We start from the raw sequence: 21199 nt of genomic DNA on the forward strand, positions 1-21199 counted from the left end.
CTGTCTTTATATTGAATGTTTGACTAAAGATCTTCTGCGCTCGACAGCCTTTTTCTTTTATTAATAAAGGATATTCTTTGTTGTAGGTGATAAAAGATCATTGATAAAAGATTCTTTATATCTCCTATAATTTTATATTGAGATGGTTATGGGATTCAAACCCACTCAGTGCACACAACGGTTTTGCAGACCGCCCCGACTCTTCCACTTCGGCGAACCATCAGATTAAAAAATAAAGTCTGTCTAAAATTATTTAACTAAAGAACTTCTGCGCTCAACAAACTTTATTTTTACCTAAAATTTATAAATGATATTTTTTAATTTTTAACTCATCCGGAGAGAAGAAAAGCCTGTCTGTATTTTCGTGTTTGGCGTAAAGATCTTCTGCTCTCGACAAACTTTTACTTTTTCTCCTGAAACAATTAACAATTAGTTACCTGCGATTTTGGAAAGACTCGAACTTTCAACTGCCGGTTTAACAGACCGGTGCTCTGCCATTGAGCTACAAAATCATTGTAATTCCGGAAGGACTCGAACCTTCAACCTTCGGTGTATCAGACCGATACTCTAACCACTTTAGCTACGAAATCATTGGTATTCCATAAGGGGATCGAACCCTTGTCGTTCGGTAGAAAGCCGAATGCACTCACCACTATACTAATGGAACAATTGGTCTGGAAAGCAAGATTCGAACTTGCGACCTCCCGCGTCCAAGACGGGTAAACAACCACCGTTATCTTTCCAGCTTTAGGGTTCACTCCTGTTTCTTCTCCGGGAGACAGCCGGATAGGAAAACTTCCATGAACCTTTGTGATTCCGAGAGGATTCGAACCTCTAACCCTGGGTTTAGAAAACCCATGCTCTCTCCAGTTGAGCTACGGAACCGTTTTTTGTAATCCCAGAAAGATTTGAACTTTCAACTCCCGGTTTAAAAGACCGGTGCTCTATCCGATTGAGCTATGAGATTGTTTTAATTTTGTGAATCGTCAATAATCAATTCGCTTCGCTTGTCAATTTTTAATTTTACAATTCACATTTTTGTAATCCCAGAAGGAATCGAACCTTCAACCTTCGACGTATCAGGTCGATGCTCTAACCAATTGAGCTATGAGATTGTATAGTTTGGGTATCTCCGGGGATCGAACCCTGTTCTCCGGTTCCACAGACCGGCGCTTTACCAAATAAGCTAAAGAAACCATAAAAAAAGCGCCTCTTTTCGGGAGGCGCTTCATATATTTTAACGTAAGAGATCATTAGCTGACCCACGTATATAAGCACCTTTCATCCACAATTCCACTTTCAAGAATACATGCAACACCTGTCGGCTCCTGTCCGAATAGTCTTGAATATTGATTGAATATGTTATGTAATTGTTTCATTTTATTTTTTGTTTGTTTCTAAATTATTTTTAACTGAATCCTGAAAACCTGTTGCTTTCAATTTTCGGTTGCAAAGTAAATATGAATTTTTTAAATCCGCAAATAAATTTTCAAATTAATTTATTGATAATCAGTTAATTAAATCTTAACTTTAGAATAGAAAATTTCTGTCCGCAATATTTTTGCAGATCTCTCAATTACCTAAATGACTGTCTCTCATCGGGTTGCCTATCACTCTATTTTATTGTATTAAAGTTTCATTGTTGATTAAAAAATTTTCATGTTTATGGTTATTTTTTTTCATTCTAAATAATTTCTGACCTAAAAAACAAAAAACGCCTCGAAAAATCGAGGCGTTTCTGTCGTATTTTGATTAATTTTTTACAAGTTTACAGTAAATAATTTCCAAAGTCAGCACATTTCGCCTCATTCCATATCACCTCATCATACCCGAATAATCCTTTGTTAGAAGGACTTTCGAATAGTTCTGCATTGATATGTGCTCTTTGTATTGTCATAATTTTCTGGCGCAAAGATAAATCTTTTTTGATATTATTTTATAATATTCACAAATACAGGGAGGTTTTTATATACGCAAAAACGCAAAATAATATCAAAAAATGGAGCTTTAAGGCTCAAGGATTTTATCTGCGATAAAATTTAATACTTTTTTTATGACGACTATATAATGTTACACCATTGTCCCTGACGAGGAAGAATCTCATGTAGGAATCAATTAAAAATTGATTTGATGAAGCAGCAGGGTTTTTAATATTTAAATTCTTCAATCTTTGAATATTTAATTCCTGAACATTTTATTTCTTCCGGTCTTGAATCTTGAAATATCTTTCAGGATTACCTGATCGTCTGGATTAAAATATTTCAGTTCATTGACAATTTCAGAGCGGGTCGCTACTTTTTCTGCAATGATTTCATAAGCGATATTCCTTGTGACCGTATGGAGCTTCGGATCCTTTTTGAATTCATATTTCATGGCATCCAGATACGTAATCTTTTTGTGAGCCGGCGCCTTTTCATACAGATCCTGTATTTCAGATTCCAGTCTTTTAATATCAACAATATTGGCAAAATAGTTATTCAGACAGTTGAATGCATCTTTGTCCTCTTCCCATCCTTTCAGCAGTACTTTCTGTGCCTCCTCAGGCTTTTCCATTTTGTTGCGGTATACCAAAGAAACTTTCACCATTTGATTATTTCCTGTATAGTCATCTGCTACGATCTGATAGTAATAATGGGCATTTTTAAGATCGTTGATTTCTTTATAGAGATCTCCTACTTTTTCTTTCTTCTCCATTTCTTTGTAAAGGTCGATTGCTTTTTTGTATTGTCTGGCCTTTTCATAACAAGCTGCTGCATCAGATTTATTGTGCAGCTTTTTAAGATATACTACGGCTGCTTCGTTGTAAAACCCTCCGTTTTCCAGGGTTTTCGCCCCTCTGTAATTATCCTGCAGGAGATTCATATAAACCCTTGCTGCTTTTTTGTAATCATTTTCAGCGATATATTTCTCGGCAAGTTCTTCGTATTTGCTTCGGATTCTGTCAAAAAGGGAGTTTTCGAGATAAAAGCTGCCTCCACTTCCTTTTCTTCCTGCCGCATTTCTCTTATTCTGTTCTTTATCTTTTAAAGAAGTAATCACAAGAAGAATGATGAAGGCTACAATTAAGAAAATACCTAATGTTCCCACCACACTCCAGAAACTTTCATGGAACAGCTGTGCAACAATTCCGATAACCTTAAACATCGCCAGCAGTACGAATGCTGCCATGAATTTGTCTATAAATTTCTGTTTATTCATCGTCATCAGATTTTAAAATAGTCTTATCTTCTCTGAAAAGGCGGTAAAGGATCAGCATCACTCCAATCACCAACACCCAAACAAACCAGTTGTACCCAAACATTTCTACCAATGGATAAAACAGGTATACCAGCATTGCTACAAGGATTGTAATGAGAATAAATTTCACCCAGACAGGTACATTATCTCCACCTACATTGAGGGATTTATTTTTAAACAGGAATGAATACAGTCCTACTCCGGCAATCATCAGGATTATCATATATAAAATATCTGAAACGGGCGCTTTTTCCTCCATCGGGGTTCCCTCTGTTCCTATCCCTTTTACTTTCGATTTGTCAATTGACGCTGAAGAAGGATCCACAATATCCAGGGTTCCATAGAGCTTCCCCAGAGAATCTGCCATCAAAGCCTTCTTCTTTTTCAGAAGATATTTTACGACATCACCATTTACCGGTTTTCCTTTGGTATACTGTTTCAGGGAATCTGAGATTTTACGTTTCAGCTTTTCCGTTTTCTGTTCAAGATGTTTTGTAATTTTTTTGGTATAAATAGTTTTTAGAGAATCCCTGCTTTGCTTTTCTTTGTTAACAAGCTTTTCAATATCTTTTCCTATTTCACCTACTTCTCTGCCGCCGGCTTTTTTATAGTTTTCTTTATCTTTTTTTGTTTTGGATTCTATAATGCCGGCATTGATAAGCTCTTTTGATAATCCTTTTCTCTCCTGATGATACATTGAATCAATCTTAAGGTCAATTTCCGAAGTTCCCGACTGAAAAGCAATCATATCAGAAGGTGCTTTTACTGCATTGTTCACAATTGTTCCTGAAGAAGGACCGGTTTCTTGCTGTTCATTACTCTTTTTATCTGAAGGCAAAGCAATCCTTAGCACAATAGCTGCAATAATGACCGCCCAGAACACTCTGCGAAAATTTCTTGTTCCCGCACTTTCTTTTTTTCCATTTGATCCTCCAAACAATCCTTCCAGCCAGGTAAATTTCCCGAAACCATCTCCTCTGGAAGTTCCCATAATATCAAGGGGAATACCTAATTCTACTGCCCGTTCAGGATATTTTTCAATATATTGTAAATACTTTTCTATTTCTTTTTTATTCCCTGCCATTACTTTTTTAAGGTCAAAAGGCAGGTTGTTCATCCATTCTTCTTCGGTTTGTTTGGACTGTAATGTTTCCATGACTTTTTCGTCATCCATTTCAACCGTATAGCTTTCTATTTTTTGAGGAATTGAAACCCCGTTCAAAGGTCTTCTGACACTTTTATTGATCATTCCGGGTTGTTGAATTACTGAAAGCCAGTCTATTTCTTCCGAAAGCTTTACCAATCCGAATTCAGGATGCATAATCAGGAAACTTGAATCCAGCTGTGCCCAGTCTTCCGGATTGATCTTAGGATAAAAAGTAGTGTTTTCAGGGATGAAAAGTCTGTCATCAACACATTGAAAGTAAGCGTTCCTTCCTATTTCCTGTGGAGCATAGTCATTAAAAATAAGAAAACAGCCATAAAGCACATTGGGACTGTTGGCCGGAATAGCGAAAGATCTTACCTGATTTAAATCAATACCCAATATTTCCATTTCCTGCAGCCATACCACCGGTGAGGAACCTCTGATCAGAAGTCCTTTTTTAGGATAGTTATTTTTCGGGAAAGGTTTTATTCTAAGCTCCATAATCCAGAATCTGTTCTATAAACGGTTTCAAAAACCTGTCACACATATCATCCATTGTTCTTACCTTCAGCAGTGAATGCTCCGGAAGATAATATTCTGATCCTCCAAATTCCGTATAGGAAGCCAGCGACAGGAAACCGCCAAGCGTAGAGGGAATAAAAAATTCCTCAATGCTCTTGTTACTGCTTCGGAAAGTCAGCATCCCGCGTGAATCTGTAATCATTTCACTTCCATCGGGAAATGTAAATTTATTTTTGTTCTGCTCGGCAAAAATTTGAAAATCATATTTATTTTTGGAAAACCCCAGCGTATTTTCAGAAGCACTGTACAATTCGTTACCGGAAATAACCAGATTTCCGTACTGATTGATCCCGATCTTATTGAAGTTATTGATAATCCGCAACCCGCTTCCTTTCAGTTTTGCAACTTCGGCTTCTGCTTTTACTGTATTTTTTTCCAGTTCTTTTTCTTTTGAAGTGATAGTCTCCACAGAGATATTCCCATCGATATTGATTTTATAATGGGTTGAATTATCCGGTTTATGCAGATAAAAGCTTCGTCCAAAATAAATTAGTTTATAAAACATCGGAATGTTCATCCCTGTAAGATTCTGTTCGGAATATTCTCCGGTATTGAGATTAAGCTTTGATATTAACCTCTTATCATACTGATACTGGCACAGAATAAAGTGCTGCTGTCTGTTTTTTGCCAGAGCAAACTGTCCTCTCGGTTTTATGGAAATCTTATCAAATAGCACTTCACAGCCATGATGTGTTTTATAATAATCGTAAGAGTGTCTGTCGTAATAGTTATCAGAAAGATAAGTCTTCAGCAATTGTTTTTTTGAGCTCAGAATAAAAAATTCTCCTTCATACAGAAACTCAGCGATCTTATTAACGGGCGCCGGGAACAGAATCGGATAGTTTTGCGGAAGGTCTGTTTTCTTTCCGTTGGAAGTATTAACACTTTGTTTTTGTTGCGGCGGATTCGCCCACAGCTCCTGCAATGGAAGTTTTATTTTCTGGATATGCTTTCTGGCTCCTTTGTGATGTTTGTAAAAATTAATCTCACCATCTGAGGTTGTAGTCACCAGAAACTTCAGTCTGTCTCTGTTCTGATGGATCACCCGCTGCATTTTTTCATCTTCCATGTTGTCCTGATGGGTAATGAAAAACACTTCAATATCCTTTTCTGAATGGTTTTCGTTAAAAAACTTCTCCAACGCAGCTGAAACTTCCAGTACGAAACTCACCTGGTTAAGACTTTCCACAACGTCTTCCACTTTATTAAGCGCAACAGGAACCGCTGCCTGCCCTAAGGTAAAAACTTTACACTCGGAATGGGTTTTCGGGTGTTTGATCACGGCTATGGCAGAGGCAAAAGCCAATACCTTTGGTGTTCCCCAGTTTCTGAGGGAAGTATCGATCAGGATAATTCTTTCAAAAATATTTTCTTCAGGCGGAATTTCCCTTTGAATATAAAGTGCTTCATTATTCGCTACACGGTTCATGAAGACGTCATCTTCGTTGGCAAATTCGGAAAGAAGCATTCTGTGAAAATCCCCTTTATTGGTCATATCAGAAATTCCTCCGACAGGCTGTTCTCCGGGAGAAAGATGACGCATCGGAATTTTCAGTCCGCTCCAGATTCTTTTGATCAGGCTTCCTACCTGAAATGTTTTGGGTTCTTCAATTAATTCTTTGATAAAGTCTTTATCTGTATCTGCTGTTGTTTCTTCTTCCAGCACCTCATTATCCAGTTCCGGTTCATCAATCAGGCCTTTCATGGCATCAATGATAGACTGTACTGTAGGAAATTTTTCATTCAGATTCAAAGCGCTCAGATCTTTATTCAGAACTGATGGGGTTGCCTCTTGTTTTTCTGCACTGGAAGCAAGTTCATGCGGTCTTTTATAATAAAACCTTAAGAATCCATCGGAAAAGCTTAGGGACAATCTGTTGTGTCCGTTTTCAAAAAGAGTCTGCAGCAATACAATTCTGTTCTGTTTCTGTTTATAAACTTTGGGAAGAGAATGTATTTTTTCAAGGAATTCAATTTGCTTTTCCACATTGAACTCAAAATCTTCACCGCTGTAAAACCCTGCTGTACGTCGTAAAGGTCCTGCGAAATCTGCATATGCGTCCTGCATTGCATACAGAACCATCAGCAATGCCCCGAACGGAGGCCAGCCCTGTGGCTGAAGCTCTTTCAGAATCTCCATGACATAAGGTCTGTAAGCAATGGCTCCTACTCCGGGAATGGAGAGGAGGTTGTTTTCATGATAACCGGAATCACCGGGAACATCTTCATCAGTTTTCCATTCCCAAAAGTAATTTTCATAGGACTGGAAATAATCCTTTAATTCCATTCTCTTGATTTTTCTGTGAGACGGAATGAGCTTACGGATAAAGTACGGAAATCAGCATCCTTTATTGAAAGGTAATTTCCGTTTTCATCCCACAGCAGCCATCCTTCCGGCTCATTATTATATTTTTGATGTAACAGTGTGCTTAGGTTTTTAAACTCAAAATCCAGACCTGCCGGTAGCAGATGCCTGTCTTTGGTCCAATAGGTTTTTCCGGGAAAGCTCAACAACGGAGTTCCCACAAACAGAGCTTTATCTTCCAGTACCGTCCATTTTATTTTTTCAAGCTTAAATTTCGGTAATACAATGATATTTTCCCTGATGTCGGCTATATTGCTCAACAAAGCGATTACCGGCTGCTCTTCATTACTTTCTTTTAATCTTACCTGAACCTGTTCCTGAATTCCGAAATAGTTTTGGTTGGAAGGAGGTAAAGTAAGCTGTAATGCTTTATCTATAGGTGCCCAAAGTAATGCTGTCCTTATTTTTTTGCTGGGAACCAAAGCTTCTTTCCTGAATAAAAGGCCATCCCGGAGCTCATACAGGATAAAATCCGGTAATTGCTGTATTTCCGGAGCTTCGGTCTGTTCATCAGTAAAGCCTTTGAGCCAGATGATATCTTCATCCACAGCAATCTGAACATTTTTCCAGTCTCTGATTGAGCCCAGAAAATCTTCATCCGCACGGGGAAGTTCCGCCCAGAATTCTTTTAAACGCTTTGAAGAATCTTCTGCCATAAGCTTTCAATTTCTTGCTGTATATACTGCTTCTGTTCCGGGTTTCTGATCCAGTCACAACGGGTCTGCAGGTATCTCAGTTTATCTTTTATTACATTCTGTTCTTCAAAGCTCAGCATTCCGCCATTCCATTTTTCCACCAGGATTTTTACGTCTTTCATAACTTCTTCTGGATTGGGTGTTTTGTTCTGCATCGCCTGTGGATGAGAATCCGGATGGTCATCTTTTTCAATCGTCCTGTTGATGATTCCTTCCAGAATTTCAATCTGTTCTTCTCTATCCCAGATATGCTTTAATACCCACAGATCGGAAAGCACGGCTTCTTTTCTTCCGCAGATCAGGGCACTTGCCGCAATGAGGTTCTGAAGCTTGACAGCTCTACGGTCTGAAATAGCAATTCCCGTATTCCTAAGGGTCATAACCGTATTCAGATACACTTCATAAATAGGTTTAAGATCTATGGTTCTGCACAGATTCTGGAGCTGTCTTATTTCATCAGCATGAATTTCAGGGATTTCCGTTTCTTCTTCGTTTTCCAGTTTTCTTCCGGCCAGAAGAACCTGCTGTAAAAGTTCGGGATTTACGTAATCGACATTAATTCTCACCAGAAAACGGTCAAACAATGCATTCAATGCTTCATCTTCCGGAAGAACATTACTTGCCCCTACAAACATCAGTGCGGGTAAGTGTTTGGTTTCTTTTCCTCTTTTAAAAATTTTTTCATTGAGTGCCATCAGGAGGGAGTTCAGAATAGCGGAGTTTGCATTGAAAATCTCATCCAGGAAAACCATGGAAGCTTCAGGCATCATTCCTTCCGTATTCGTCAAAAGCTCTCCTTCTTTCAGCTTTCTGATATCAAAAGGGCCGAAAATCTCGTTCGGTTCTGTAAAGCGGGTTAATAAATATTCAAAATTTTTCCCGTCTTTCACTGTTTTTGCAAGGGTTCTGACGATAGCCGATTTTGCAGTCCCCGGAGGTCCGTACAGAAAAGCATTTTCTCTTGCCAAAAGGCAGATTCCCAGCAGATCCACGACATCATTTTTACCTACAAAAGTATCTTTTACGTAGTTGAGGACTGTATTGAGTTGATTGATATTCTGATTCATTGATTTAAAAATTAAAATTTCCACCACTTTTTCTGCTGTGGTTTCTCTTCTGCTTTATTTTCTGCCTGTTCATTCCTTTTACTGAATGAAAAAGCAAGTCTCTGGTAAGGTACCCTGATATCGAAGTGCAGCTGTGTGCCATCATCCAACGTGAGTGCGTCCATCATCTTATCACCGTCCTTTACCAGACTTTGTGATACATCCTGCTTATTGAGGTGATGCCTGATCAGATCCCTTTCATCAGAAATTCTTGTGATAATATAAGGAGAATCCCTGGTTCCGTCTCCTGTCTTTTCAAGGCATTCAAAAATAATCTGCGTTATTGTCATTTCAATATTCCTGCCTTTTTCATCACCCAATTCCTTATAAGCAAAATATTTATAGATATGTGCTCTCGGGCTCAGCAGAATATTGACATTGACGTATTGCACAACTTCTTCAAATTTTCCTTCGTTGAGCAAATCCTGTAAGTTTTCAAGGTCTTCGGAATAAGGATCATATTCCGGATCACTGATGACCAACTCACGGCACTTCAGGAATGTTTCCTTTGTCGGGTCTGTTAAAAATTCAAATACTTTCTCATACGTTTTCATTGTTGTCTTCGGTTATAGTTTTTAGTTCTCGCCAGAATGCATCTTTGTGCATTCCGAATTCGGCTGTCAGCAGTTTATTTATAAACGGAATTTCTGCCAGTTTATAATCTCTTTTTTCAACAATTCTTTCCAGGTATAGTTTTCTGTAAGTATTGTCTGTCAGTTCTTCCTTCCAGTTTACATTTTTAAGATCAAGGTCATACCCTATTCCGGAATAGTGAAATTCCGTCAGAATATTTTCCAGCATAGCAATCAAAGGATCTTCAGGATCAACAGTATTTAATGCAATAATCACCTGTGGTAAAAACCTCAGCGATAAATCTGCAGATAAAATAGAAGAAATATCCCTTGTTCCTTTGAATGCGGGAATAAGTTTTTCAATATTCTTTTCTGTATTTTCCCTGATGAGATAAAGCTGTGCACTGTGATAGAGAACTTTAGCGGCCCAAACGGAAGCTTCTTTGTTGCAGATAAGCCGGTCAGATAAAAACTCAAGGCGTTCTTTTTCGAATTCTGTTTCAAAATAATCTCCTGCTTCCGCCTCTTCCTGGGGGGAGATTTGCTGTAAGCCTGAAAAAAGAGTAATGCATTCTTCCTTACGAAGCAAAAAGATCGTGTCTAAAAACGGTGACTTGGTTTCCATGATCTAACAAAAATAAAATTATTTCGCTGAGAATAAAATTTTTGTGGGAAAGATTCGTGTTAAATATGGATTCTTTAGCCGATTATAAGGTTGGAAAACGCAAAGGCACAAGAAAATCAAGGATTTTCAGCAAAAGTATGTGTTAAAACTAAACCTTATAGGTTTTAAAAACCTATAAGGTTTGACATTATGTATTCTTTACTATAAAAATTGCATCCTCGCTATGGCTTACTGTGATACGATTTCGATAATATTGTTTTCCGGATCAAGGATGACGCTTTCATAATAGCCGTCTCCGGTCGTACGGGGTTCTCCGGCAACTGTATAGCCGTCTTTTCTCAGTATTTCTGTAAGTTCATCTACTTTTTGTTTGTTATGCACAGAGAATGCGAGATGGATGATTCCATACTGCTGGGATTCGTAAGAGTTTCCGCTTTCTTTAATGTCCGGTCTGGTCATGATTTCAAGACGGCATCCGTTATCAAAGCTTAGAAAATACGATTGAAAATTTTTAACCGGATTGTGGTATTTCTCATTGGAAACCGCTCCGAAATATTTCTGATAAAATGTTCTCGATCTTTCAAGATCTTTCACCCAAATGGCAATATGCTCAATTTTCATATTTTAAATATTTACTGTTTGGCAGCCACAAATGTAGCCAACCTGTTTTCATGATACCTGCTCCCTATTATTATTTTATTGTTCTGTATTTACCGGATTACGTTTTGAAAAATGTAAAGGACTTCTCATATCATCTTATTTAAAACACTTATGGATAACATCTTATGCATTCTGATCATGATAAACTGCTTCATTGTTTACATTCCTGCAATGACTGAAACAATCTAAAAGTTATTATATTTGCCCCATTCAAAATAACATTATGAGTATTCACATCAGTGCAAAAAAAGGAGAAATTGCCAAAGTAGTATTGCAGCCGGGGGATCCGCTTCGTGCACAGTATATTGCTGAAAATTATCTGGAAAATGCCAAACTGGTAAGCAAAACCAGAGGTATCTTTTATTATACAGGACTTTATAAAGGTAAAGAAATTACTGTAGGAGCGAGTGGAATGGGCTTTCCAAGTATCGGAATCTATTCTTTTGAGTTGTTTACGGAGTATGAGGTAGACACCATCATCAGAATCGGGACTTGTGGTGCTTACAATACGGATCTTAAACTTTTTGATATTTTAAATATTGATAAAGCTGCCAGTGAAAGTACCTATGCCAAATATGCATGGGGAATTGAGGATGAAATCCTTTCTCACCAGGGAAATGTTTTCAATACTATTAATGAAACGGCTAAAGATTTATCCTTAAACGCAAAAGCAATCAATATCCACAGCAGTGATATTTTCTACAGAAAAGATCCTGCCACTCCGGAAATTGCTACAAAATATAACTGTCCTGCAGTAGAAATGGAAGCTTTCGGGTTATTTGCCAATGCACAGCATTTAGGAAAAAACGCAGCGACTATTCTTACCGTAACGGATATTATCCCAACACACGAAAAAATTTCTGCCGACGAGAGAGAAAAAGCTTTGAATCCAATGATGGAGCTGGCTTTGGAATCGGCAATTAAGAGTTTGTAAAAGGTGAAAGGGCAAAATGGCAAAAATGCGAATTTGCAATTTGTTTTTTAGCTATACAATATATCAGCCTTTTTGCGGTTTCGCAATTTTGCTAAAAAAAAGAGCTTTACTTCATCAGTAGAGCTCTTTTTTATAATCTGAAAAAATTCCTGGCTGTTTCTGTAGTTTCGTCAGCCACTTCGGAAATGCTGATCTTTTTTAAATAAGCAATTGTTTGTGCTACATAAGGTAAGAATGAAGGTTCATTCCGTCTGTTCTGCATTCTGGGCATATTTTTCGGAAGCATGAAAGGAGCGTCTGTTTCAATCATCATTCTGTCTAGAGGTGCATATTTTATAACATCTTCGAGATGTTTAAATCTTTTTTCATCACTGATGGCTCCTGTAAATCCTAAATAAAATCCTTTATCCAGATAGGTTTTTGCTTCGTTCAATGTCCCGGTAAAGCAGTGTACAACCGCTTCGGGTAATTGAGAAAGGAATTCATCTGTAATTTCATTAAATCTTTTAAATGCAGATCTTTCATGAAGAAAAAGCGGTTTATCAACTTCTACCGCAAGCTCCAGCTGAGCTCTATAACATTTTTCCTGTATGGACCTTGGAGAAAAATCCCGGTCAAAATCCAATCCGCACTCTCCTACTGAAACCACATGATCCTGTTTCAATAACTTCCTGAGCTCCCCAATACTTTCTCCATTAAATGATTTGGCATCATGAGGATGAATTCCGGCTGTTGAAAATAGAATTTCCGGATATTCTTGTGCAATTTCTGCAGATTCCTTGCTTCCCCTTACGCTGGTTCCCGTGAGAATCATATGTTCCACACCGTGATCTAAAGCACGGTTGATAATTTCATCGTGTTCGTTATAGAACTGTTTATTGGTCAGGTTAATGCCAATATCAATATAAGTGTTCATTTGTTTTTACTTTTTATATAAGTTATTTTAGGGAGATAAGCGTGATTCGAACACGCAACTATTCTGGGCAGGAATTATTTTTCCATTTAAACTATTATCTCCGTTATTTAAATTGGGAGTACAGCAGGACTCGAACCTGCAACCTCGTCCGTGACAGGGACGCATTCTTCACTGTTGAACTATGTACTCCTGTGAAACGGGCGGGAATCGAACCCGCAGCCTTTGACTTGGATGGTCAAAGCTCTTCCGTTGAGCTACCGTTTCTCTGGTTGGGAGATAAGCAGGAATCGAACCTGCAACTCATTTTAGCAAAATGTATTTTTCCATTATTACTATTATCTCCATATGGATTTTACCAGGTATGAACTTTATAATTTTTCAATAAAACTCCACTGAAGTAATTTCCTTTTATTCCTTCCATCACAGGATGCAGAATTCTCGCTGCACCATCCACAGAATCCAGTGGCGGGATGTATCCCATCTCAAGCTGTTTCTTTCTGAGGCTTTCTTTTGCTCCTGTAGAAATCCATCCCACGTCTACGGCACTCATATAGATCTGATCATTCTCAAATTCTTTTGCAGACGTCAGGGTCATCATATTCAAAGCCGCTTTTGTCATATTGGTATGAGGGTGGAAAATGGTTTTATTTTCGTAGCTGAAAATTCCTTCTGATGAGGTCACATTGATAATGAATCTTTCTTTAAACACTGAGTTTTTCATCAATGGCTTCAGTTCTTTGATCAGGAAATAAGGCGCAATATGATTGATGAGGTTCACTTCTACCAGCTCATACAATGAAACTTCTTCCAGCGTAGAATTCCAGCTCGTTTTTTCTCTGTTATCTACAGGCTGTCCAAAACGGGTGAGTGCCACTTGTGTTTCTTCATGATGAGCATATTCCAGTTTCGCAATTTCACTTGAAATTTCCGTCTGATTCGGGATCAGGGTATGAATATTTTTAAATTCTACCAGTTTTTCTTTTTCACGCTTTACTATCGGAAGGTAATATTCATCAGGATATTTTATGGTCTGTGCAGCATTATTGATCAGGATATCCAGCGTATCAAAATTGAATGTATAAAAATTGATAAAATCCTGAATTGCCTTTAGATTTCTCAGATCCAAACCGTATATCCACAATCTGTCTTTCCATTTGTCATAATCTGCTTCCTGCTGCATCAATTCCATCGCCAGTGCCGGAAAACGGGTTGTCAAAACCAAATTAGTCCCGCTTCTTAAAACCTTTAATGCGGTGGCAAAACCTACTTTCACCCTTCCTCCTGTAAGGATTACATTTCTACCGGTAAAATCTGTCGTTTCAAAACGCTTTTCATAGTTTTCTTCAGCACAGACTGGGCATAATCTGGAATAGAAAGAGTGTGCATACTGATAGCTCTGATTACAGCAGTAACAGTTTTTGGGAATCTGAAGTTTTGTAAATTTCACTTCTTCCTTTTCATCATCATAAAAAGCAGAAACCCCTGCCAATGCTTTCTGCATCAACACTGAATTGGAATTTACCGCCAGGTCATGGGACTTCATTTCTGAATAATTCTCATGACGGCTTTGTTTTTTGGCACTTTTATGAATTTTGGTAATCAGTCCTGAAAATGTTTGATTATCAGGATTCAGGAAAGGGTTTTCCTTCAAAGCATTCAAAACTTTGAGGCAGGTTTCCCATTCTTCATTTGAAAATTTTTGATCTGATTGATTCATAGCTTCTGTTTTATGTCTGCAAAACTAGAAGATCAGTGCGCAATCTTTTTACGTAGTTAGAAAAAGTAAAAAAAGCGAAAATGTAAAATCAGCAATCGTTTATATTTTCCCACGGATTTCACAGATGACACAGATGTTTGTGTTTTATTCATTGATAAATTTTTCCAGAAAACCAATCAGCTTTGTTCCTCCGTGGCTCCAGCGGATTCCGTGGCCCTGTTTTTCCCGGACTTCAAAAACCAGTTCATGTTTGTAATGGAAGAAAACGTTCCACCAGGTTCTATGGTCCAGAATTTCATGGATTTTTGCCATTACTTTTTCCTGCTTCTGCTGATTGTTCCCTTTGATTTCGCCCCAGAAGTTATCATCCATTCTTCCAATATGTTTTTCCCAGGCCCTCTGTGCAATGGTAATTTCACTATTAAATGGTTCTTCACAGGCATTGATCAGCATGGCTTTTAAAGGCGGAATAGCGCTTTCATCGCGGATGCTTGCAGAGGTTAATCTCTGTCCTAAAACATTCAGCCAATGTTCAAATGGAACTGCTTCCAGAAGTTTCGTTTTCACCTCATCTGAATTGTTACTTTCAAGAATGGTAACCAATTTTTCGAAACTTTCTTCCCGGTTGATTATTATTTCTTCGTTAAAATAAGGTACATCCAGCTCCAGAATATTCGTCTTAAACTTAAAGATATTTTCTTCCAGATTTTCCAGATGTTCTCTTTCTAAAATGGCTTTGTATTTACTTTTCCATGTTTCAGAAAAGAGGGAAATATAAGGTTCAAACAGATTCATATTTTACATCATTTTGATCAGGTTAACAGAGAGGTTTTCTTCTTTGATCAGATATCCGATCAGGTTAAACCATGCTTTACAGTGATCCAGAATCCACGCGTCGGAGGAAATAATGATTTCAGAACTTTCTGCCAGAATTTTATCCGGATTGTACGGCAGATCTGCTTCCCAATTAAGTTGTTGCTGTTCTGCAAAATCAAGGACAATCTGTTTAATCCGTCCGCTGTTGGAAACAGGTTTGTCAAAGATCCATACCACTTTCTCAATTTGATTTTGTCTGTAAAAAGAAGCAACCAGTTCCACTGCTCTCAGCGTTTGGTTTACTCTTTTATAGGTTCCATGAACTCCGGAAAGATCGCGGAAACAACCATCCATTCCTTCAAAAATATAGGCTTCGGAAAGCAGACTTTCCAGCAAAATCAAAACATTGAAACCGTCCAGGTATATGGTCTTACCTTTTAACATTGAAGCATCTACATGTTTCAACTGTCTGTTTTGAAGCTGTTCAGCAGAGGCAGATGCTCCCCGTAAAGCCTGTATCTGCCGGGTTTTAAGTCTGTACCTGTTTCCTACCAGTTCAGAAGCTGCTTTTTCCGGATAATCTCTGGTCAGCAGATACAGCATATCTTCAACAGCCAGTTTCAGCTTGCTGATCTGTTTCTCTGAACCGAACAGGGTGTCATCCCCTGTATTTTTCCCACGGTTTCTGTTATTCATGCTCAAAAATAGAGTTTTTATGGTAAGAAATAATTTTTATCTGAGAATATTAAACCACTCGTCAAAAATTCTTTGAATTTTCACCACCCCACCAAAGGAGGGGAATTGTGCCCATTCAATAGTAGTAATTATTTAGTAATGGTATGACTATGTAGAAATCAACCAATATCACTTCTTACATTCTAATTTATGATCTGTTATGTTTTCTACAACAAAAGAGATATTTTATACAATGCATTGATATTTATTAGGGATAAGTTTGCAAAGACTTAAAAATTCCCTTATGAATACACTGAAAAAATTATGTTACCTGTCTGCAGCTGTATTGCTAACAGCATCTTTCGTTTCATGCTCAAGCGATGATAATGAAATAAGTATTGAACAGCAGACTCCCTCACAGGTTCTGTCTTCTACTCCATGGGAAACTACCGGAGCAAAAGATAAAAATGGAAACAATGTAGCCCTTACTGATGCCAGCGTAGCCGGATATGTAGGCTTTGCTTACTTCAAGGCAGACGGGAAGTTTGCTATTTACAATCTGACCGACGTGCTGAGATCTATGGGAACATGGTCTGTGGATGCGCAGGGAAAAACAAGAACTATTGCAGCATTAAATCCGGATGGAACCATTATTTTCACCCGTGATGTTGAAATTCTTGTTTTGAACAGAAATGAGTTTACTTACAGAATTCATCCCAACCCGAGTGATCCTTCTCTGTATTATGACATTATCCATACAAGAACCTCCCATGCTGAACCTGCTAACGGACAGCTTACCCTTGCTTCTACTCCATGGGAAACTACCGGAGCTAAGGATAAGAGCGGAAATAATATTGCTTTAAGTGACGCCAGCGTTGCAGGTTATGTAGGATACTCTTACTTTAAAGCTAATGGGACTTTCAGAATTTTCGGATTAAACGATGTACTAAGATCTGAAGGAACATGGTCGATTTCTCCGGATGGTAAAAAGAGAACCCTTACTACACCTACTTTTACCCGTGTTGTGGATATCCTGGTCCTGAACGAAACCACGTTCACTTACAGAATTACTCCTGATGCCACCAACCCGTCCGTATTTTACGACATCATCCATACGAAGGTAAACCATAAGGAGCCTTTGTAGTGATTATTTTTTTATAATAAGGAAGAACCTGCTCAGTGATGGGCAGGTTTTTATATTAAATTTACAAAACCACAAACCTTTATTTAAAACACTTTAGTTTAGTTCGGTAAGTTTAAATGGTTAAAAATAATTGATGCGAAAATTTATAATAGCTTATGCCTAATTCATTATATATATTCTTCCCACCATTTTTTCCAGTTTGCTGATCCCAGCTGATCCAGATTTACTTTTTCTCCTATCATCGGGAGTGTTATCGGGATATTATTTTCTTCTGCATACTTTGATGCCAGTTCCAAAGGTTCATACCATGCGTGCTGTGCCAGCTTGAATTTGGAATTGTGTACAGGAATGAAATTTCCGGCTTTCAGTTCCTTTATTTCTGTTATCAATTGATCCGGCAAAGTATGAATGTAGGGCCACTTTTCATTATACTGTCCGTTTTCCATGATGGCCAGATCAAATGGACCATATTTGTTTCCGATTTCTGTAAAATGATTACCATAGCCGCTGTCACCGCCTAAAAACAGATTTCTTGTAGGCGTTTTTAACACAAAAGATGTCCAGAGTGAGATATTACGGTTCAGTAATCTTCCGGAAAAATGTCTTGCAGGAGTAAGAGTGATCCTGAAACCTTCAGCAATGTCTATGCTTTCCCACCAGTTTTTCTCGGTGATTTTATCAAAACTCCAGCCCCAGTATTCAAAATGCTGGCCGGTTCCCAACCCACAAATGACTTTACCCACTTTATCTTTTAATTCCTGAACAGTTTTATAGTCCAGATGATCCCAGTGGTCATGTGAAATAAGCAGGAAATCGATCTCCGGCATATGTTCAGGCTTATAATAATCGGCTCCCTGAAAAGCTTTTATGGAACCCGGCATCGGGGAAGCATTTCCACTGAACACAGGATCTATCAGAAATTTCTTTCCATCCACCTGAATGAAATATGAACTATGTCCGAACCAAACCAAAACATTTTCTTCAGGCTGAAGGTTTTTCAGATCAGTTATCACAAACGGAAGTGCCGTTTTGGGTGAGGTATTTTCTACTTTACACAAAGTATGGAAAAGTACTTTGGTCATGCTTTCACCTTCTAGCAGAGCAGGCGTCGGCAATATATTCTGAAATCTGCCATTGAGATAATTGGGAAGTGTACTGAAATATTCTTTTCTTTTTTCATCGGGGAACTGCCCGAGCTGCTTTTTTAAATCTTTCATGTATTTTATTTTAAATCCAGCCCCGTTTCTAAAGCAATGCTCTTTTATCTTATTGGCTGAGAAACCTTTCTATAAAATAAATATAAGCATAAGATTCTGAGATTTGAAAATAAAATGAAGAGGCTGTGGAAATTTTAATTTTCTATTCTTAAAAAATCCACTTAACAAGTCCAAGCATAATTACTCCTAACACTATGCAGCCTATCATCATGACAGCAAAAGTCAGTGCAAATTCTGTACGGTACTTTTTTTTATCGAAAGTAAAATCAGCAGGATAGATATAATAAACTTCATAAATCATAGGATTTATACGTAAATCTGGCCGGAAACGGACAATTCCCTGAATATATCTTCTTCGTAAAGCTTTTAAGTTTCCGAAATAATAGCAGTAACCGGCATCTGTTCCGTCAAAATCCACGTCTGCTGAAAAGCCCTTGTGCTTCACATTCAATACATACATCTTGTTTCTTGGGCTGAAACTTACATCATATACATCGGGAAGGCTATATTTTTCCAGATCATGATAAAGAATTTGATCTATCGTCCCATCGGCTCTTTCGTAATGAATTCCCTGATTATCAACCCTTATCTTTCGGATCACTTTCTTTCTAAGTCTCTTCTGATACCTAAAGAAACGGTATAAACCGAAAGCAAGAACCGGATAATATACCATTGCTACAATACTAAATATTGCCAGTTTATCACTCATCATAACGGGTAATCCCAATACCAGCAGAAATGCCACCAACAATAAAAGCCCACCAAAAGTCCTGGTTATCCAGGTCATGAACCACCGTGTTTCAGATGTTAATGGCAAAAAATCTTTTCTTACATCGTCTTGCATCTGTTCAAGATACTAAAAAAGTAAATAACATAAAAGAGTCATAGTAATACCATGACTCTTTGTACCCAATTGAAAATAAGATATAATTAAACTGAAACTATGAAATCGTATATGTTTTTTCTGTCGTTGTAGTGTAAGTATCGGAGATAACATTGTCTACAAACCTCCATTCTGCGACAGAACTGCCTGAAGTAAATTTCACATGCAGATATCCTCTTTTATAAAGATTGGTATATTCCAGATCATCAATCAGCAATGAAAATGCCTGTGCCAGCTCTATTGTTTTTGCAGGATCTGAAGTAATTCCCAGATATCCTTCTAAACCCGGAGAAGAAACGGAACTGCACGCCAGTTCGGTCCCGATAAATTTTCCCTGGGCATCGGTAAGTTTTCCTAACCATGCATTGTGCGTATCGCCTGCCAGCACTACCACGTTCTTTCCTGCAAGAACAGAATAAAGTTGCTCCCTTTCCATGAAATAGCCATCCCATGCATCCAGATTGTAAGGCAAGGTAGTTGTGATTCTGGCAATTTCCTGTGGCGTCAACGTAGGATCCTGCTGTTTGTATCTAGTTTTAAGAATAATCAGTTGGGTGATGGTACTCTGAAGTGCCTGCATCGTTGCCGGCTGTGCGCTTCCATGCTGTTTTATTTCTGCTAAAATCTGGTTCAGTAACATCAGAAGTTCCGCAGGAACCATCATTTTCGTCATTAAAATCTGTTGTCCCAACACTTTCCATTTTGCTGTATCGCCATTGACCTGTGAATTTAGCCATGACATCTGCTCGCTTCCGATCAGTCTTCTTCCTGTGCTTAGAAAATCTGTTTTAAACTGTATCTGATTAAAGTTCCCGGCTGCATCCAGATAATCTGAGTATTCCATCTGTTTATCTCTTGCTATCACTCTTGTATCCATCATGTAAAGTGAAACTATATTTCCGAAGTTGAAACTTCGGTAAATTCTCATATCCTTTCCCGTTTTAAGAGGAATATATTCACTATACGCCTGGAACGCTGCCATTTTTCTTGCCTGAAAATCACCTTCGTTCGGCTGGTGGTTTTCGGCTCCGGATTTATAGGTATCATTGGCAAATTCATGGTCGTCCCAAACACAGATGAACGGTTTTTTCTGATGAAGAAGCTGAAGGTTTTTGTCACCTCTGTATTGTCTGTACCGCTCTCTGTAATCAGTGAGGTTAAGAATTTCTTTTGCGGGTTGATGAGCTCTGCCCAACTGATTGGTGTAAGGATTTGTTCCATACTCTCCCGGAGCATATTCATAAATATAATCTCCAAGGTGCACCACTACATCAGCTTCAGATTTTGCAATGGCTCCATATACATTAAAAAGTCCTGCAGGAAAATTAGAACAAGACACTACTGCCATTTTCACTTCACTTACAGCATCTGATTTTGAAGGTAAAGTAAGCGTTTCTCCTGTTACACTCACGTCTTTGGTTTTACTGTTATAGAATCTGTAGTAATATTTTGTGTTGGAGGAAATATTCTGAACATCTACCGCTATTGTAAAATCATTTACTAGTGCAGCATATGCCTGACCTCTTCTCACTACTTCTGAGAAATTGCTGTTTTTACTGATTTCCCATGTAATCTCTGCATCAGTTCCTTTTGAATACCGGGTCCAGATAATAATTCCCGTTGCACTTGGGTCAAAACTCGCTACACCGGATTCAAAACCTCCGTTTTGGAGATTATCAGGCGCATTTCCGTTTTCAGTAAAATCGTCGCTGCAACTTTCGATTAAAGGAGCAATAAAAAATCCTCCTGCCGCTAATAGTGAATTTTTAAGAAATCTTCTTCTGCTGAATGGGTTGTTGTTTTCCATCATTACTTTTTTTGCAAAGCAACGGTATCTCAGGAAGAAGAATGTTAATTGTGTTTTAAATATCTTTTATCCTTTTTTAAACAAATGTTTAATGTTATGCA

19 protein-coding genes and 12 tRNA genes are annotated in these 21199 nt (G+C 38.1%); 2 read left to right on the forward strand and 29 right to left on the reverse strand.

Annotated features, from left to right (window positions below):
• Nucleotides 1-140: 140 nt before the first annotated feature.
• From ACE3RB_RS05915 to ACE3RB_RS06005, 19 genes are all read right to left on the reverse strand, one after another.
• Nucleotides 141-222, reverse strand: a tRNA-Cys gene (locus ACE3RB_RS05915).
• A 218-nt stretch (nt 223-440) separates the two neighbouring features.
• A tRNA-Asn gene (locus tag ACE3RB_RS05920) sits at nt 441-512 on the reverse strand.
• Nucleotides 513-516: 4 nt separating this feature from the next.
• A tRNA-Ile gene (locus tag ACE3RB_RS05925) sits at nt 517-590 on the reverse strand.
• 2 nt (nt 591-592) lie between these two features.
• Nucleotides 593-667 (reverse strand) — tRNA-Glu (locus tag ACE3RB_RS05930).
• 3 nt (nt 668-670) lie between these two features.
• Nucleotides 671-745 (reverse strand) — tRNA-Pro (locus tag ACE3RB_RS05935).
• Nucleotides 746-811: 66 nt separating this feature from the next.
• A tRNA-Arg gene (locus ACE3RB_RS05940) sits at nt 812-885 on the reverse strand.
• A gap of 8 nt (nt 886-893) precedes the next feature.
• A tRNA-Lys gene (locus ACE3RB_RS05945) sits at nt 894-967 on the reverse strand.
• A 74-nt stretch (nt 968-1041) separates the two neighbouring features.
• Nucleotides 1042-1115 (reverse strand) — tRNA-Ile (locus ACE3RB_RS05950).
• An 8-nt stretch (nt 1116-1123) separates the two neighbouring features.
• A tRNA-His gene (locus ACE3RB_RS05955) sits at nt 1124-1191 on the reverse strand.
• Between the two features lie 62 nt (nt 1192-1253).
• Nucleotides 1254-1379, reverse strand: a complete 126-nt coding sequence (locus ACE3RB_RS05960) for a hypothetical protein (RefSeq protein WP_374463400.1) — start codon at nt 1377-1379, stop codon at nt 1254-1256.
• A gap of 389 nt (nt 1380-1768) precedes the next feature.
• Entirely contained in the window at nt 1769-1897 is a 129-nt protein-coding gene (locus tag ACE3RB_RS05965) for a hypothetical protein (RefSeq protein WP_047428305.1), read from the reverse strand.
• A 281-nt stretch (nt 1898-2178) separates the two neighbouring features.
• Nucleotides 2179-3198, reverse strand: coding sequence for a hypothetical protein (locus ACE3RB_RS05970; protein ID WP_374463401.1), 1020 nt, complete (start codon nt 3196-3198; stop codon nt 2179-2181).
• Nucleotides 3191-4885 (reverse strand): APC family permease, encoded by a 1695-nt coding sequence (locus ACE3RB_RS05975; protein ID WP_374463402.1) that lies wholly within the window; start codon nt 4883-4885, stop codon nt 3191-3193. The genes ACE3RB_RS05970 and ACE3RB_RS05975 overlap by 8 nt, the downstream gene beginning before the upstream one ends.
• Entirely contained in the window at nt 4875-7253 is a 2379-nt protein-coding gene (locus ACE3RB_RS05980; protein ID WP_374463403.1) for a hypothetical protein, read from the reverse strand. The genes ACE3RB_RS05975 and ACE3RB_RS05980 overlap by 11 nt, the downstream gene beginning before the upstream one ends.
• Entirely contained in the window at nt 7244-7987 is a 744-nt protein-coding gene (locus ACE3RB_RS05985) for a hypothetical protein (RefSeq protein WP_374463404.1), read from the reverse strand. The genes ACE3RB_RS05980 and ACE3RB_RS05985 overlap by 10 nt, the downstream gene beginning before the upstream one ends.
• Nucleotides 7960-9093 (reverse strand): AAA family ATPase, encoded by a 1134-nt coding sequence (locus ACE3RB_RS05990; RefSeq protein ID WP_374463405.1) that lies wholly within the window; start codon nt 9091-9093, stop codon nt 7960-7962. Before ACE3RB_RS05990 ends, ACE3RB_RS05985 begins: the two co-directional genes overlap by 28 nt.
• A gap of 11 nt (nt 9094-9104) precedes the next feature.
• Nucleotides 9105-9686 carry a DUF4919 domain-containing protein gene (locus tag ACE3RB_RS05995; RefSeq protein ID WP_374463406.1) on the reverse strand — a complete coding sequence of 194 codons (582 nt, stop codon included), beginning with the start codon at nt 9684-9686 and terminating at the stop codon, nt 9105-9107.
• Entirely contained in the window at nt 9673-10329 is a 657-nt protein-coding gene (locus ACE3RB_RS06000; protein WP_374463407.1) for a hypothetical protein, read from the reverse strand. The genes ACE3RB_RS05995 and ACE3RB_RS06000 overlap by 14 nt, the downstream gene beginning before the upstream one ends.
• A 228-nt stretch (nt 10330-10557) precedes the next feature.
• Nucleotides 10558-10950 (reverse strand): VOC family protein, encoded by a 393-nt coding sequence (locus ACE3RB_RS06005; RefSeq protein ID WP_374463408.1) that lies wholly within the window; start codon nt 10948-10950, stop codon nt 10558-10560.
• Between the two features lie 262 nt (nt 10951-11212).
• Here ACE3RB_RS06005 and deoD point away from each other — a divergent pair, with 262 nt between their 5' ends.
• Nucleotides 11213-11923, forward strand: coding sequence for a purine-nucleoside phosphorylase (deoD, locus tag ACE3RB_RS06010; RefSeq protein WP_374463409.1), 711 nt, complete (start codon nt 11213-11215; stop codon nt 11921-11923).
• A 130-nt stretch (nt 11924-12053) separates the two neighbouring features.
• Here the strand turns inward: deoD and ACE3RB_RS06015 are convergent, their stop codons facing one another.
• The 7 genes from ACE3RB_RS06015 to ACE3RB_RS06045 form a co-directional block, all read right to left on the reverse strand.
• Nucleotides 12054-12839, reverse strand: coding sequence for a TatD family hydrolase (locus ACE3RB_RS06015; protein WP_374463410.1), 786 nt, complete (start codon nt 12837-12839; stop codon nt 12054-12056).
• Nucleotides 12840-12954: 115 nt separating this feature from the next.
• A tRNA-Asp gene (locus ACE3RB_RS06020) sits at nt 12955-13028 on the reverse strand.
• A gap of 3 nt (nt 13029-13031) precedes the next feature.
• Nucleotides 13032-13103: transfer RNA gene (locus ACE3RB_RS06025), tRNA-Gly, on the reverse strand.
• A gap of 7 nt (nt 13104-13110) precedes the next feature.
• Nucleotides 13111-13182, reverse strand: a tRNA-OTHER gene (locus tag ACE3RB_RS06030).
• Nucleotides 13183-13191: 9 nt separating this feature from the next.
• Nucleotides 13192-14556 carry an SDR family oxidoreductase gene (locus tag ACE3RB_RS06035; RefSeq protein ID WP_374463411.1) on the reverse strand — a complete coding sequence of 455 codons (1365 nt, stop codon included), beginning with the start codon at nt 14554-14556 and terminating at the stop codon, nt 13192-13194.
• Nucleotides 14557-14700: 144 nt separating this feature from the next.
• Entirely contained in the window at nt 14701-15351 is a 651-nt protein-coding gene (locus ACE3RB_RS06040; RefSeq protein WP_374463412.1) for a hypothetical protein, read from the reverse strand.
• A gap of 3 nt (nt 15352-15354) precedes the next feature.
• Nucleotides 15355-16068, reverse strand: a complete 714-nt coding sequence (locus ACE3RB_RS06045; RefSeq protein WP_374463413.1) for a DUF434 domain-containing protein — start codon at nt 16066-16068, stop codon at nt 15355-15357.
• 283 nt (nt 16069-16351) lie between these two features.
• On the opposite strand from ACE3RB_RS06045, the gene ACE3RB_RS06050 reads away from it, so the two are divergent.
• Nucleotides 16352-17191 carry a DUF4822 domain-containing protein gene (locus tag ACE3RB_RS06050; protein ID WP_374463414.1) on the forward strand — a complete coding sequence of 280 codons (840 nt, stop codon included), beginning with the start codon at nt 16352-16354 and terminating at the stop codon, nt 17189-17191.
• Between the two features lie 167 nt (nt 17192-17358).
• Here the strand turns inward: ACE3RB_RS06050 and ACE3RB_RS06055 are convergent, their stop codons facing one another.
• The 3 genes from ACE3RB_RS06055 to ACE3RB_RS06065 form a co-directional block, all read right to left on the reverse strand.
• Nucleotides 17359-18408, reverse strand: a complete 1050-nt coding sequence (locus ACE3RB_RS06055; RefSeq protein WP_374463415.1) for an MBL fold metallo-hydrolase — start codon at nt 18406-18408, stop codon at nt 17359-17361.
• Between the two features lie 148 nt (nt 18409-18556).
• Nucleotides 18557-19195 (reverse strand): hypothetical protein, encoded by a 639-nt coding sequence (locus tag ACE3RB_RS06060; protein WP_374463416.1) that lies wholly within the window; start codon nt 19193-19195, stop codon nt 18557-18559.
• 154 nt (nt 19196-19349) lie between these two features.
• Entirely contained in the window at nt 19350-21101 is a 1752-nt protein-coding gene (locus tag ACE3RB_RS06065) for an alkaline phosphatase (protein WP_374463417.1), read from the reverse strand.
• Between the last annotated feature and the right edge of the window lie 98 nt (nt 21102-21199).

The sequence above is a fragment of the Chryseobacterium sp. genome, assembly GCF_041914225.1.
GTDB lineage: Bacteria > Bacteroidota > Bacteroidia > Flavobacteriales > Weeksellaceae > Chryseobacterium.